Annotated in this window: 13 protein-coding genes; 9 read left to right on the forward strand and 4 right to left on the reverse strand. The window is 46.3% G+C overall.

All coding sequences use genetic code 11. The features are described from left to right. Nucleotides 1-162: 162 nt before the first annotated feature. From Q9R36_RS21460 to gnd, 3 genes are all read left to right on the forward strand, one after another. Nucleotides 163-1134: a LacI family DNA-binding transcriptional regulator gene (locus Q9R36_RS21460; protein WP_022543530.1), complete on the forward strand. Its 972-nt coding sequence runs from the start codon at nucleotides 163-165 to the stop codon at nucleotides 1132-1134. 27 nt (nucleotides 1135-1161) lie between these two features. Continuing rightward, the gene (locus Q9R36_RS21465; RefSeq protein ID WP_009795043.1) at nucleotides 1162-1728 is read left to right on the forward strand and encodes a nucleotidyltransferase family protein; all 567 of its coding nucleotides are present in this window, start codon (nucleotides 1162-1164) and stop codon (nucleotides 1726-1728) included. 119 nt (nucleotides 1729-1847) lie between these two features. Then, nucleotides 1848-2774 (forward strand): phosphogluconate dehydrogenase (NAD(+)-dependent, decarboxylating), encoded by a 927-nt coding sequence (gene gnd / locus Q9R36_RS21470; protein WP_311225860.1) that lies wholly within the window; start codon nucleotides 1848-1850, stop codon nucleotides 2772-2774. A 159-nt stretch (nucleotides 2775-2933) separates the two neighbouring features. Here the strand turns inward: gnd and Q9R36_RS21475 are convergent, their stop codons facing one another. Beyond that, nucleotides 2934-3782 carry a MurR/RpiR family transcriptional regulator gene (locus Q9R36_RS21475; RefSeq protein WP_009795046.1) on the reverse strand — a complete coding sequence of 283 codons (849 nt, stop codon included), beginning with the start codon at nucleotides 3780-3782 and terminating at the stop codon, nucleotides 2934-2936. Nucleotides 3783-3995: 213 nt separating this feature from the next. Between Q9R36_RS21475 and Q9R36_RS21480 the strand changes: the two genes are divergently transcribed. Continuing rightward, complete coding sequence (locus tag Q9R36_RS21480; protein ID WP_022543531.1) at nucleotides 3996-5339, forward strand: GntP family permease; 1344 nt, start codon at nucleotides 3996-3998, stop codon at nucleotides 5337-5339. A gap of 157 nt (nucleotides 5340-5496) precedes the next feature. Continuing rightward, entirely contained in the window at nucleotides 5497-7041 is a 1545-nt protein-coding gene (gene gntK / locus Q9R36_RS21485) for a gluconokinase (RefSeq protein ID WP_009795049.1), read from the forward strand. 47 nt (nucleotides 7042-7088) lie between these two features. Here the strand turns inward: gntK and Q9R36_RS21490 are convergent, their stop codons facing one another. Next, a complete protein-coding gene (locus Q9R36_RS21490; RefSeq protein WP_009795050.1) occupies nucleotides 7089-8087 on the reverse strand; it encodes an inorganic phosphate transporter in 999 nt (332 codons plus the stop codon). Between the two features lie 13 nt (nucleotides 8088-8100). Further along, nucleotides 8101-8718 (reverse strand): DUF47 domain-containing protein, encoded by a 618-nt coding sequence (locus Q9R36_RS21495; protein WP_009795051.1) that lies wholly within the window; start codon nucleotides 8716-8718, stop codon nucleotides 8101-8103. Between the two features lie 413 nt (nucleotides 8719-9131). Between Q9R36_RS21495 and helD the strand changes: the two genes are divergently transcribed. From helD to Q9R36_RS21510, 3 genes are all read left to right on the forward strand, one after another. Continuing rightward, nucleotides 9132-11390, forward strand: a complete 2259-nt coding sequence (gene helD, locus Q9R36_RS21500; protein ID WP_253616491.1) for an RNA polymerase recycling motor HelD — start codon at nucleotides 9132-9134, stop codon at nucleotides 11388-11390. A gap of 368 nt (nucleotides 11391-11758) precedes the next feature. Continuing rightward, the gene (locus Q9R36_RS21505) at nucleotides 11759-12280 is read left to right on the forward strand and encodes an apolipoprotein A1/A4/E family protein (protein WP_253616492.1); all 522 of its coding nucleotides are present in this window, start codon (nucleotides 11759-11761) and stop codon (nucleotides 12278-12280) included. A 54-nt stretch (nucleotides 12281-12334) separates the two neighbouring features. Then, nucleotides 12335-12592 carry a GlsB/YeaQ/YmgE family stress response membrane protein gene (locus Q9R36_RS21510; protein WP_009795056.1) on the forward strand — a complete coding sequence of 86 codons (258 nt, stop codon included), beginning with the start codon at nucleotides 12335-12337 and terminating at the stop codon, nucleotides 12590-12592. 513 nt (nucleotides 12593-13105) lie between these two features. Here the strand turns inward: Q9R36_RS21510 and Q9R36_RS21515 are convergent. After that, nucleotides 13106-14017, reverse strand: a complete 912-nt coding sequence (locus Q9R36_RS21515) for an RluA family pseudouridine synthase (RefSeq protein WP_253616493.1) — start codon at nucleotides 14015-14017, stop codon at nucleotides 13106-13108. 336 nt (nucleotides 14018-14353) lie between these two features. Between Q9R36_RS21515 and Q9R36_RS21520 the strand changes: the two genes are divergently transcribed. Next, nucleotides 14354-14752 (forward strand): YhcU family protein, encoded by a 399-nt coding sequence (locus tag Q9R36_RS21520; RefSeq protein ID WP_022543532.1) that lies wholly within the window; start codon nucleotides 14354-14356, stop codon nucleotides 14750-14752. Nucleotides 14753-14794: the final 42 nt, after the last annotated feature.

Below are 14794 nucleotides of genomic sequence, written 5' to 3' on the forward strand. Positions count from 1 at the left end.
TATTATTGAAGCGCATAGGAACAGCAGGCATAAAATCCCTAGCATCCGGCATCCTCCTTCCTGAATTTCTCAAACCCTAAGAGGAGCATAAAGTATGAAATGCGTTCCAGCGCAAGTGAAAATGCAGCATGCTATAATGCTGATAAGCAAGGAGGTCAGGGGATGGCGAATATCAGAGAAATTGCCAAACTGGCAAACGTGTCTGTGTCAACAGTTTCCAGGGTGCTTAATAAGCATCCTTATGTGGCTGAAGAAAAGCGGCTGGCCGTCATGCAGGCCATTGAAAAACTTGATTATATCCAGAATATCAATGCAGTCCATCTGTCAAGAGGGAAGACCAAGACGGTAGGGGTTATGCTGCCATATGTGAATCATCCTTATTTTTCTTCCCTTCTGGAAGGAATTGGAGAGGAAGCGTTAAAGCATGAGTATGGGCTTCATCTTTTTCAGACTGCCTATGATCCTGATAAAGAAATAGAGGCACTAGCAAAGATGAAAATGAGGATGGTTGATGGGATGATCATTCTTTCCCGGAAAAGCAGCTGGAGCAAAATGGAGGAGTACTGCCTCAGCATGCCTGCAGTCATTTGTGAAAAGCTGGACCATCCTTCTGTCAGTGCTGTCTTTATCGACCATTATAAAGCGTTTCGCCAGGGGCTCGATCATCTGCTGTCTAAAGGGTATAGGAGAATCGGCTATTGCATTGCCAGGAGAACCGGCACAAACAGCAACCTCCGTTATCAGGCATTCTCTGAAGGACTGGCAGAACAGAATATCGCCGTTACAGAAGATTGGATTTTTGACAGATGCCTGGGCATTGAGGATGGCGAAAGGGTGGCCAGGCAGCTTTATGGGATGGCAGAGAGGCCGGACGCGCTGCTCGTCAGCAGCGATCAGGTGGCAGCCGGCATCATTGCGGAATGGAGCAAGCTGGGACTCAGGATACCAGGTGATCTTGCTGTTTTAAGCTTTGATAATCATCCGATTTCCAGGGCTTTGCAGATTACAACGATGGATCTGCCTGTAAACGAAATGGGCAAAACAGCTTTCAGGCTGTTCCTCGAAAGGCTCACGAGCGGACAGGTAAAACAGATGGAGGCAGAAGCAGCCCTGATTGAAAGGAAAACTGTCTGAAGGGACATGCTGCCGGGGAGTGAGTGTATGGAATTAAACAGTGAAGAAGATATAGTAAAGGCCATTCAGGAGGACGGCTGGATGATGGACATCCTGAAAGCGGCTGAAGCTGCCGGGCTGCCGGACTGGTGGATTTGTGCCGGGTTTGTCCGCTCTAAGATATGGGATGTTTTGCATGATATCCGGGAGAGGACGCCTCTCCCGGATATCGATGTCATATTTTTCGATAAAGAAAATACTGGTGAAGCTTCTGAAAAGGAGGCTGAACAGCTGCTGGGGAGGCTGCTGCCCGGTGTTCCATGGTCCGTGAAAAATCAGGCAAGGATGGCTGTCCGGAACGGGATGCCTCCTTACGCTTCTTCTATTGATGCTGTTTCCAAATTTCCTGAAACAGCAACTGCGCTTGCTGTTACCCTGGATCAGGGCCGCCTTAAATTGGGTGCCCCCTGGGGAGTGGAAGATGCCGTCAGCGGAGTGGTCAGGCCGACCAGTTTTTTCCTGGAGAATGAAGAGAAAAGGGAAATATACCGCCAGAGGATAATAAAGAAAAAATGGCATCTCAGCTGGAGCGGGCTGTGCATTCAGCAGATTTAAAAGGGCTATAAAATAATCCAGCAGAAATAGGGCATGAATAAGGTAATTGGGCAGAGGTTGTAGTGATTGATTTTTGGAGATAAAATGTTATAGTTGAAAAGGATTTTAATCAAAGGCTTATGCTGTACATAGGAGGAAGAAACGTGAAGCTAGGTATAATCGGACTGGGCAAAATGGGATATAATCTTGCCCTTAATATGAGAGACAAAGGCCATGAAGTGGTGGCTAATGATGTAAATACAGAAGCAATGGAAAAGATTTCGGCAGAAGGCGTCGCGACGGCAGCTTCGATAGAAGAGCTTGCAGCAAAGCTCCCTTCTCCTAAGGTCATCTGGATGATGGTGCCTGCTGGCGACATCACAGAAAAGGTTCTGAGCAGTGCAGCAGCCGTGCTGACAGAAGGAGATATCATCATTGACGGCGGAAACTCCAACTACAAGGAAACTCTGCGCCGCGGAGATGAGCTGGCAGAGGAGGGCATCCATTATATCGACTGCGGAACAAGCGGCGGCCAGGAAGGTGCACGCCATGGCGTCTGCACGATGATTGGCGGCGACAAAGAAGCTTTCAGCCAGGTTGAGCAGCTGTTTGCTGATATTTCTGTTCCAAACGGCTATCTTTACTCTGGAAAGCGCGGCAGCGGCCACTTCCTGAAAATGGTCCACAATGGCATTGAGTACGGAATGATGCAAGCTTTTGCCGAAGGCTTTGAAATTCTTGAAAAAAGCAATTTCAACTATGACTACAAAGAAGTATCGCGTGTATGGAATAATGGTTCTGTTATCCGTTCATGGCTGTCTGAGCTTCTGGAGAATGCGTTCAGCAAAGATCCTAAGCTTGAAGGCATCAGAGGCGTCATGAATTCTTCAGGCGAAGGCAAATGGACAGTAGAGGCAGCACTTGACTTCCAGGCGTCTGCCCCGGTTATTGCGATGTCCCAGTTCATGCGCTATCGCTCACTTGAGGATGATACATTCCACGGTAAGGTAGTGGCAGCACTCAGGAATGAATTCGGCGGCCATGCGGTCGTAAAAAGCGGCGAATAATAAAAAATGATCCTGCCTAAGCAAGATCTGAAGACTGCAGATAAATTCAATGAAAATTGAATGTCTGCAGTCTTTTTTTTTTGCTGGTTATGCTGTGAATTTTGATGTTCACAGCCGTACCTGAAATACGCAGCATATAAAGCGTTTTCATTTTCGAGGTTAAATCCGTTTTGAAGAGATGGCATTTCTCATTTTCCGAAGTGCCTGCTTTCCTTCATCTTTGCGGGCGATCATGACGTTTACATATAAGGCGTCAATGATGCTCAGCTGGGCAATGCGGGATGACAGGGCCTCTGAGCGGTAGTCTGTTTCTTCAGCAACCGTGTAAAGGGCGATGTCGGCCTGCTGGGTCAGCGGGGTTTTGGCAAAGTTGGTGATGCTGATCGTCCTGGCGCCGTTTTCCTTGGCCACCTTCAGCACTCCGATCATATCCTTCGTTGCCCCTGAATGGGAAATGAACACGGCCGTATCTTTATCGGAAAGCTGGGAAGCTGACATGAGCTGCAAATGGGAATCACTGTTGGCATGAACGGTAAGTCCGGTCCGGATGAATTTGTGGTAGGCATCCTGGGCAATGATTCCTGAGCCCCCGCTTCCGAAAAACTCAACCTTTTCCGCCTGCAGGATTGCTTCCACAGCCATTTCAAAAGCGCCTCCTCTTATCAGCTTCAAGGTATCCTCCAATGTATTGATGTTTGAGCGGAACACTTTTTCCGAGACCGTAAGAATGTCATCCTCCTCCTGGATCGTCTCATGGATATCCTTTATCGGTGCGACAATCTCAGAGGCAAGGGCTATTTTCAGCGCCTGATAGCCTTTGAAGCCAATCCTTTTGCAGAAGCGGAAAACCGTTGAATCTGCAATCCCTAAATCATCTGCCAGCTGATTGATGGAGCTGTGGACTATTTTTTCGGGGTTGTCCAAAATATAGTCAGCAATTCTTTTTTCTTTATCACTGAATTTGGAATAATGGGTTTTAATGCGGGCAAAGCAATAAAGAGTTTCCATTGACGCACTCCCTATCAAATTTTTCTATAGTACTATTATAAAAGAAAAAATTTTCTTTGAAAACGGTTGCAATTAGAAAAATATTTTATATAATAAAAACATAAGGCGAAAGAATTTTTTTTCGTTGGTTAATAGATAAAGAAGAAAATTATTTCGTATTCTGCCAAATTATTAAAATTAAAAATGTAAGCGTTTAATAGGGGAGGAACAAAAATGTCTGGTTCAATGCTTATTTTAGTAGCAATGGCAGGAATCTTCCTGCTGCTGTTTCTTGTAATGAAAACCAAGCTTCATGCTTTCGTCGCATTGCTCCTTGTCAGCCTGCTTGTAGGGATTGCTGCAGGAATGCCGCTTGGAGGCGTCATCGAATCTGTCCAGAATGGCATGGGGGGAACCCTCGGGTTTGTGGCTGTCGTAGTCGGGCTCGGGGCTATGTTCGGCCGGATGCTCGAGGTTTCCGGCGGTGCTGAGCGCCTGGCACAGACGATGATCAAGAAATTCGGGGAAGATAAAGCACAGTGGGCCCTGGGCATCACGGGCTTCATTGTAGCCATACCAGTATTCTTTGATGTCGGCTTCATTATCCTTGTGCCGATTGTCTACGGGCTGGCCAAGAAAACTGGTAAATCCCTTCTATACTACGGGATACCGCTGCTGGCCGGATTGGCTGTCACACACAGCTTCATTCCGCCCACTCCGGGCCCAATCGCGGTAGCTGACCTGATTGGTGCAGACTTGGGCTGGGTGATCCTGTTTGGTATTTTAGCAGGTATACCTTCCATGATCATCGCTGGTCCGCTGTTCGGTAAATTTATTGCCAAAAGGATTCATGTCACCATTCCGGAATATATGAATATTGAAGAAAAAGAATATGATAGGGAACTTCCAAGCTTTGGAATGATTGCAAGCATCATCTTCATCCCGCTTGTACTGATTTTAATTAATACAGTGTCCGGTGTTGTACTTGATGAAGGGAACGGCTTGCGTGCCGTATTCACTTTCATGGGACATCCATTTGTTGCTCTGACGCTGGCTACACTGCTGGCATTCTATTTCCTTGGGACGAAGCGCGGCTACTCCCGTCAGGAGGTACAGGATATTGCGACAAAATCTCTTGAGCCAGCCGGGATCATCATCCTTGTAACCGGTGCCGGCGGTGTCTTCAAACAGGTTCTGATTGATTCAGGCGTTGGACAGGTTCTTGGGGATATGATGGCTTCTTCATCACTGCCGCCGATCCTGCTCGCATTCCTGATTGCTACATTTGTGCGTGTGGCCCAGGGTTCGGCAACGGTAGCGATGGTAACAGCGGCAGGCCTTATTGCCCCGCTTATTGAAATCATGGGACTGGAAGGACCGGTCCTTGGATTGATTGTAATCTCTATCGCGGCAGGCGCAACCATTTTCTCGCATGTCAACGACTCAGGGTTCTGGCTTGTTAACCGCTACTTCGGCCTTGATGTTAAGGACACGCTGAAGTCCTGGACTGTCATGGAAAGCTTGATTGCCATTGTCGGATTCCTGGTTGTATTTATAATCGGATTCTTCATTTCTTAACCAGAGGCAGATAAATATAAAGGAAAAAGGGAGCGGGAGCGCTTCCTTCTTCTGCTTTCCGGACATGCTGCCCCGGAAGGGAATCCATATCGGTGTATGTTATTTTTGATTCGTTGTAAACTTAAAAAGAGAGCTTTAAAAGATTGGAGAGGTTCATATGACAGCTGAAAAATATATGCTAGGAGTGGACATCGGGACGACGAGCACAAAGTCTGTCCTTTTTAATAAAGAAGGCAAGGTGGCTGCCAAGCATTCCATCGGCTATCCTTTACATACGCCAAGCCCCTCGGCTGCAGAGCAGGATCCGGATATCATCCTGGCAGCTGTGGCCGGCACCCTAAAAGCCTGCATGGAAGAAGGGGGCATCAGTTCAGCAGACCTGCTGTGCGTGAGCTTCAGTTCTGCCATGCACAGCCTCATTGCTGTGGATGGGGATGGGATACCCCTGACCAAAAGCATCACATGGGCGGATAACAGGAGCGCCGGATGGGCCGAGAAAATCAAACGCAACCTGAACGGCCATGAAATCTACTTGAGGACAGGTACACCTATCCATCCTATGTCACCATTATCCAAACTGCTCTGGATGAAAAATGAGGAGAAAGAAATCTATAATCAGGCGGCGAAATTTATCTCAATCAAGGAATATGTATTCTTCAAATTCTTTGGCGAGTATATTGTCGATTATTCCATTGCGTCTGCAACAGGCATGTTCAATCTAAAAGATCTGTCGTGGGATGCTGAAGCGCTGGAGGTAGCCGGAATTCAGGGGGATAAGCTTTCAGAGCCGGTCCCGACAACCTATACTCTGAAAGGCCTGAAAGAGGAATATCAGAAGCTGACAGGACTTGATGCCTCGGTGCCTTTTGTAGTGGGAGCGAGCGACGGGGTACTATCAAATCTTGGAGTCAACGCGATCGATCCAGGCGTCGTAGCTGTTACAATCGGAACAAGCGGGGCCATCCGGGCTGTGACCGATAGGCCTGTAACAGATCCGAAAGGAAGGATTTTCTGCTATGCGCTCACTGAAAAGCATTGGGTGATAGGAGGACCGGTCAATAATGGCGGCATGATTTTCCGCTGGGTCCGGGACGAACTTGCTGCCTCCGAGGTGGAGACTGCCAAGAGGCTGGGAATGGATGCCTATGATGTGCTGACAAAGATTGCGGCTGCGGTCCGCCCCGGCGCGGACGGCCTTATCTTCCATCCATATATGACAGGCGAAAGAGCACCGTTATGGAACAGCAATGCAAGAGGTTCGTTTTTCGGACTCAGTCTTCACCATAAAAAAGAGCATATGATCCGCTCTGTTCTTGAGGGGGTTATTTATAATCTGTTCACCGTCCTGCTGGCCCTGGAGGAACTGATCGGGGAGCCGAAGAAAATCCAGGCGACAGGCGGATTTGCAAGATCTGAGCTGTGGAGGCAGATGATGGCTGATATTTTCAATCAGGAGGTCGTCGTGCCTGAGAGCTATGAAAGCTCCTGCCTGGGCGCTGCCATCCTGGGCTTGTATGCCGTCGGTGAAATCGAGGATCTGAGCATTGTGTCAGGCATGGTGGGGGATACCTTCAGCCATAAGCCGAATCCAGAGAATGCAGCTGTTTACCAGGAGCTGCTGCCGGTCTTCATCCGCCTATCCAGAGCACTTGAAGGCGAATATGAGAACATAGCCCGCTTCCAGAAAAAGCATCTGGGATGAAAAAAAAGCTATTGGAGATTGGCTCCAATAGCTTTTTTGCTGTTTGTTTAGAAAATTGCATTCAGCAATAAGTACACAAGACCTGCAATCGTAGCGGAAATCGGCAGGGTGATGACCCAGGTGATCAGCATCCGCTGTGCCGTGCCCCATTTAACGCCTTTTAGGCGGTGGGCTGATCCCACTCCAAGAATGGAAGAAGAAATGACATGGGTTGTACTGACCGGCAGGTGTATTGCCGTTGCACCGAAGATGATGGCTGCGCCGGTCAAATCAGCTGCAACACCGTTGATAGGGCGAATTTTCATGATCTTGCCGCCGACAGTCTTGATGATTTTCCAGCCGCCGACAGAAGTACCAAGCCCCATTGCCAAGGCACAGGAGAACTGGACCCAGAACGGGATATCATCAGTTGTGACATAGTTATTGGCAATGAGCGCCATTGTAATGATCCCCATTGCTTTCTGGGCATCGTTCGTACCATGTGTGTATGACTGCAGGGCAGCAGTGAAAATCTGGAACAGGCGGAAATTCCTGTTTGTTTTTGTCAGGTTATTGTGTTTAAAAACAATTTTAAAAATGCTATATACGATGAATCCAACAACAAATGCGATGAGCGGAGAGAAAATCAGCGCCTGGATGATTTTCATGAAGCCCCCGTAATTAAGGGCCTGGAATCCTGCTGCTGCTATCGCAGCGCCTGCAATGGAGCCGATAATCGCATGAGATGAACTGCTCGGAATTCCGTAATACCAAGTGAGCAAATTCCAAAAGATCGCAGCAATTAATGCTGCCAGGATGACAATTGATCCGTTCTGCAGAGTGAAGGGATCAACAATATCTTTTGTAATGGTCTTGGCTACTCCTGTAAAGGTCATAGCCCCGACAAAGTTCATCGTGGCGGCAAGAATAATGGCATGCCTTGGCTTCAGTGCTTTCGTTGAGACGGCTGTAGCAATGGCGTTGGCTGTATCATGGAAGCCGTTAATAAAGTCGAAGGCCAATGCCCCTATGACAATCAGTATGGTTATGATGAATATGGAATCCATTTATGAAAGCTCCTTACGCATTCTTCATGATGATGGTTTCTAGAGTGTTGGCGACATTCTGGCAGCTGTCAGCGATGTCTTCCAGGTTTTCATAAATTTCTTTATATTGAATGATGCGGATCGGATCTTTTTCAACTGAAAATAAGTGCTTGATGGACTGGCGCAGGACCCCGTCACATTTTGATTCGTAATCCTTGATTTTGATGGCATGCTCTCTGATATCAAGAAGCTTTTTGGTTGAAAGCAGCTCTACGGCCTTTTCGATTTCCAATGAACAGCTGCGGATGGCATCAACAAATTTAAGCATATAATCGTCTGCCTGTGTAATCGAGTACATCTCAAACAAGGCAGCACAATGTTCAATCCCATCAAGGACATCATCCATGCTCATCGCAAGGTGGAGGATATCTTCACGCTCGATCGGAGTGATAAAAGCATTATTAAGTTCTTTGATGACCTCGTGGACAAATGTGTCGCCTTTTGTTTCATACTCTTTCATCGTTTCGGAAAAAATCTTCAGATCACTGACGTTTTTCAATTTGTAATCGGCAAAATAGTGAGCTCCCTCTTTTACGTTGGAAGAGATGCTGCTCAACAAAATTGCAAACTTGTCCTTCTTCTTGAAAACCATATTTAAACCCCCATTTGTTAAATGCCTAGAACCAAAAGCTGCTTAAGCGGATGGCAAATTGCTGTTCCGGTTAGTTACATAGTATACCCGCTATCCCGCTAAAGAAGCTCTTTCATCCAAAATTTGTGGCGATTCCCTGCCTCAGCTCCAGCAAAAAATCCCCCAAACGAAAATATTTTATATGAAATTTGTCGAATAAGGTAGCATTTCGCTCAAAATTTACAAAAACTTAATATAAATACTATACTGGCTGAGAATTTATATGGTAGTATCCTGAGAATTTACATTTTTTCCAGCTGAAACAGAAAGGTGTTGTAAGTGGTTGACTTTTCTGATAATATAACTTTCTGCTCCTTACAAGCCCATATAAACTTCTTTCTCAAGCGGCTGAATTGGAATGAAAGGAGAAACATATGACATCAGACCAGCATCCCGATTATCAGAAGGAAAGTGAACGGCTCGATTTTACCAGAAAATATATGGAGGCTGTCATTAAAACAGCTGAATCCAGCAAAGACCAGTTCAAGGAAAATATGAAAGAAGCCTTTCAGGACACGGACTGGCTCGAATCAAGCTTAAGCTATTCCTCCATTTTGACAAACGCCCGTTTTTTTGAAATGTCCAAAGATGAGCTGTCAAGCCTTCGAAATGCCCATCCAAAGCCTTATTTTGCCCGGCTTGATTACCAGCATAAAGGCCAGGAAGAGAAGGAGAGTCTGTATATTGGAAAAACCTCGCTCTATTCCAGGGAAAACCAGGAGCAGATTATCGTGGACTGGAGGTCCCCGATTGCCAATCTCTATTATGAAGGCAGGCTTGGAAGGGTCGAATATGAGGCCTACGGTGAAAATTATGATGGCCAGCTGACATTAAAAAGACAGCTAATGATTGAGGATGGCATTCTGGAGGAAATCCGGGACATCGATCTAACCACTACCGACGAACTGCTTCAGGATTCCCTCGCCAAAAGCTCCAGCAGCCGGCTGACTGAAATTATTTCAACGATCCAGGAAGAGCAAAACCGCATCATCAGGGCTGATCTGAACAAGCCCATCATCGTCCAGGGAGCAGCGGGAAGCGGAAAGACAACCATCGCCCTCCACCGAATCAGTTATTTCATCTATCAGTACAAAGAGAATTTCCTGCCGGAGCAGCTGATGATCCTGGCTCCGAGCCAGCTGTTCATAGACTACATATCAGAAGCATTGCCTGAGCTAGGTGTGGAAAGAGTCAGGCAGACAACGTTTCCCGAGTATGTCCTGCAGTGCCTATCCGGAAATTTCTCCATTGCAGAGGACAGGAAGCTCATCCAGCTTCTTGAAGAAAAAGAAGAAGGATTCGGGCTCAGAGTTTCAGAAATCAAGGGATCCCGGGTGTTCAAGACCGTTTTAGATCAGTACTTAAAGAGCATCTCTTATAGCTTTTATCCTTCTGACGACTTTATGGCGGATAAGTTCCGCCTGTTCAGCAGAAAGAAATTCATCAGGCTTTTTCATGAAGATTATCATTATCTTCCCTATTTCCGGAGGCTTGAAAAGCTTAAGAGCATCCTTCAAGGCGATTTGAAAAGGAAGAAAAAGAATATCCTCGCCAAAATTGAAGCCTACTATGATGACCGGATTGACAGGGCCATATACCGCGGCAAGGATCAGGATAAAAGAAGGGAATATGTCTCGCATGCCCTTGATCAAAAAGCCGGGCGGCTGGAGGAGATCCAAAAGAGCATCAGAAGGGCTGTGCCCGACTATATGAAGCAGTTTCCGAAAAAGAAGGCGCTGGATTACTATCGTGAGCTTTTCGAGGATCCGTCAAGGATCGTCCGTTTTTCAGGGAATGAACTGACAAAAGGCGAAGCAGAAGAATTATGCAGCTACTCACTTTCCATTCTCTCCAAGAAGAAGGTTGAACGGGAAGATCTGGCTGCCCTTCTGTATCTGCAGACAGAGCTTTACGGGGTTGATAAAGATTTAAAGGCAAAAAATATTGTCATTGATGAAGCCCAGGATTACAGCTATATGGAGATATATGCTCTAAAAAAGGCCTGTGATACAGATATGTTTACGCTGGTGGGAGATCTCGCTCAGGGAATCCACTCTTATCGGGGGCTAAAGGCTTGGGAACCGGTCGTCACCGAGATATTCCCGCGTGCTACCTATACTGAGCTTCAGAAAAGCTATCGGACGACAATAGAAATCATGGAAAAAGCAAACCGCCTGCTGAAGCTCCTGCCCTACTCCTTTCCGCAGGTGGAACCTGTTGTCAGGCATGGTGAGAGCCCGTCTTTTATAGAAAGAGAAGAAGGAGCCGGGCTCGCGCGGCAAATTGCAGAAAAGGTAAAGGAGCTGCGGGAAGAACAGCTAAAGAACTTTGCTGTCATCGGTAAAACAATGAAGGACTGCCAGACTTTATTCGATTATTTCAAGGAAGAGACTGATGAAAAAGTCCGTCTGCTTGCAGAACGGGAAAGCATTCCGAAGGATGAAATCGTAATTGTCCCTTCCTATCTATCCAAAGGACTGGAATTTGATGCAGTATTCATTGTTTCGATACATGAAAAATATGATGCATCTTCAGAAATCGATATTAAGCTTCTATATGTGGGAATGACCAGGCCGCTCCACCGGCTGTACTTTTACGGAGGGGAGAAGGCCGATTTCCTGCTTGAAGAATAAAGCGTGCAGAAGAATCCTGTTGAACAGGATTCTTTTTTGTTAGGCACAAATTCTGCTGATGGAAAATTGGGCTCGTTTTAGAAAAAATCTTTGCAGAAAATCAGTTTTGGACAAGTTTTCCAGGGGAAGAAGATAATTACAATATCGGCGGAAGCCGTTTATATAAAATGGGCGGCTGCAGCGGGAGCAGCCGCTTTCGGTTTTTCAAGAACATTTTGGCGCAGAGACAAGACCAACTATCTTGTTTTCCCGCTGTGTAAAAATTCACCCTAGCAAATAAAGGAAAGAAGACGCATGTTTTAGATTTTGAAGCTGGGGTAATTTATTTGTACAAGCAGCAAACAACAAACCGAAAAGGAGGGTGATGATTGAAAAAACTCTATTCGGTACCGATTATTGCCATCTTAATATTTCTTATAGGCTGCAGCAACGGGCAGGAAGCTGAGCAGGAACTGAATCAGGCGGCTGATGAACTGGAACAGTCAGTTGAGGAAGTTGCTCAATCTGCCAAAGAGAAGACCAAAGAGGCTGCTGATGATGTTAAAGAAAATGCGCCTGATACGATTGATAAGATTAAAGGTGCATTAGAGGAAGGCAAAGAAACTGTTAAGCAAGAAATGGTCGAAAAAGGGGATACTGTTAAAGCGGAGGAGGATTTTTACCTCGCTGCGACCCCAGAAGCCTATGACAGTCTCTACGATTTCATCCAGATCAATGATTATGATGGAATCAAACAGCTGGAAGAAGAAAAGGATGCGCTGCTTGTAGAAAAAGGAACCGAACTGGAAGTGCTGGACCGTGATCCGGTCCGTGTAAAAGTGGCGGTAAAGGCCGGAGATGAAGAAGGCTTTGCGCCAGTCAATCTGTTAGAGCCAGCTGGCAACAGCTGATGCTTTTATAAACTTAATTCTGCAAAACAAAAAACTAATTAGGAGTGAGAAATTATGTTAAGTTTTCTTTGGGCATTAATTATTGGTGGAATCATCGGGTGGATTGCCGGCATGATCGTAGGAAGAGACATTCCGGGCGGCGTAATCGGTAATATTATCGCAGGTTTCGTTGGAGCTTGGTTAGGTACATTGATTCTTGGCGACTGGGGTCCTGTCGTAGCTGACTTTGCTATTATCCCTGCCATTATCGGTGCTGTTGTTCTGGTATTTGTACTAAGCTTGATCATGAAAGGTATGCGTAAAGCAGACTAATACAAGAAAGCCCCTTTTTAGGGGCTTTTTTGTGTTTGATTATCTATTTGTTTCACTAGGGTGTAGTGGAATCTTTTGTTTGGTTTTTTAGGTGGATAGAGGGTCTGAGTTTATTCAGCTGGAGTCATCTGTTTGAGTTTTAGGGGATGGAGGGTGATAGTCGGCATGACAGGAACCCTCTGCAGGGATATTAAGAGTTCAGAGGGTCTTAGTCAGCTGGACTAGAGCCCTCTGTAAGGCAATTAAGAGTCTAGAGGGCCTTAGTCAGCTGGACTAGAACCCTCTGTAAGGCAATTAAGAGTCTAGAGGGCCTTAGTCAGCTGGACTAGAGCCCTCTGTGTGGCTATTAAGAGTCCAGAGGGTCTTAGTCAGCTGGACTAGAGCCCTCTGTGTGGCTTTTAAAAGTCCAGAGGGTCTTAGTCAGCTGGACTAGAACCCTCTGTAAGGCTTTTTGCAGTAAAGAGGGTCTCAGGTGGCTCAGCATGAATCCTTCATTTGCTTCTGCAGAAAGATTTAAAGCTCCTCCGGCTGAAAGCCTCTGAACATTTCCGGGCAGTCAGTTACAGGTGCGTAACAGACCACTGCTTCCTCTGTAAAGGGATGCGGAACCTCCAGCTTGGCAGCATGAAGGGCCTGCCGCGGAAAGGCCGGGCTGCCGCCATACAATCTGTCCCCAGTCAATGGGTGGCCCATATCACTGAAGTGGACCCTGATCTGATGGGTCCTTCCTGTTTCCAGCCGGCAGGACACAAGGGTCTGCTGCTCTCTTGGAAATATTGCAGCAACTTCATAATGAGTGACCGCATCCTGACCGCCTGGGGAAACCCGCCTTCTTGTAGGGTGATGCCTGTCCCGCCCAATGGGCTTGCGGATCACCCCTTTTTTTTGTTTAATGACCCCGTCCGCCATGGCGATATAGGTCCGCTTGATTTTTCTTTCCTTAAGAAGCTGATCAAGCATGCCTCCTGCAAGTGCATGCTTGGCGAACAATACAACACCGGTTGTATCTTTATCAAGGCGGTGGATGTGCTTGACCTGGCGGTACTCCCCTTTGGCCAGGAGATGAAAGGCAGCTGCGTTGGCAAGCGTGTCTTCCTGCATCGGCTCATTGGGGTGAGTATCCATGCCGGCAGGCTTGTTGAGAATCAGCATATGATCATCCTCATACAGCACGTCAATTTCATGGTATGCAGGCTTTACGCCGAAATCTTCTTCAGCAAAAAGCTTTAGCCCCAGCCTGCTGCCTTCAATAAGCGGTGATGTCCAGGCAGGAGCTGAGCCGTCCACTAATATGCTTTTTTCCATTCTCATCAAATGGATTTGCTTTTTAGGGGCCTTCCAGCGGCTGCGGAGAAGCTCCTCAAGCGTCATGCCCTCCCAGTGGCTGGGGATTATAATTTCAAACCATTCACCTTTTTTCTTCATAATGATACAAAGCCCTCCTTCAGCCAGTATTTTCCTATAATAGTAAGCCGTTAATTCACATATAAATCATACATGAAAAATGTTTCCATGCAATGGATGCCGGCAGCCGATTCATATCTCCCCAGTATGCTCCAATATTGTATAATTGTAAGCGGGTAAGCCAAAAGACATATTTTTATGTAAAAAAAAGCGGTTTCTTTATTCGCGATTTCCTAGGCTATGTAAAAAAATGCCGTCTCTATGGGTATAATTACCACCCTTAGAGATTCGGCTGATATGTTATTCTAGGATTATATGTTACGAAATGATTACAAGGATTACAAAGGTGGGTTTTCAGTGAAAGTAGTTTTTGCATCGACTCCTAACCAGGAAGAGAGGATCAGGGAACTGGTAGATTATTTTTATACATCTATTTTTCCTGCTTATTTTTCAGATGAGGATATTAAAGAGTTTGAAAAGCTGAAGGTGCTGCATACTTCTACCAGGCATTTTGAATATTTCGGGACTTTGAAGGAAGCATTTCAGGTGATCGCCAGCCTGCAGACGCTGATTTCTATCCTGGAATCTTCTGATCCGGAAAACCGATATGAGGGCATCTTTCAGAAGAATGTACATATCCTGAAAGATTTCGGATTATTCTTTCCTTTCGGCTTTAGCTCTTTTATTGATGCAAAAGAGCTGAAGGGTGATATGTTTAGTGTGTATACGAAAGCGGCGAATGAGCTTTTGGTTTAAAATGGGGCAGAAGTAGTGAGTTGAAGAACGGGAAGGAGCGGG

Origin of the sequence: Bacillus sp. AG4(2022) (genome assembly GCF_031844465.1) — a bacterium.
GTDB classification, from domain to species: domain Bacteria; phylum Bacillota; class Bacilli; order Bacillales; family Cytobacillaceae; genus Bacillus_AB; species Bacillus_AB infantis.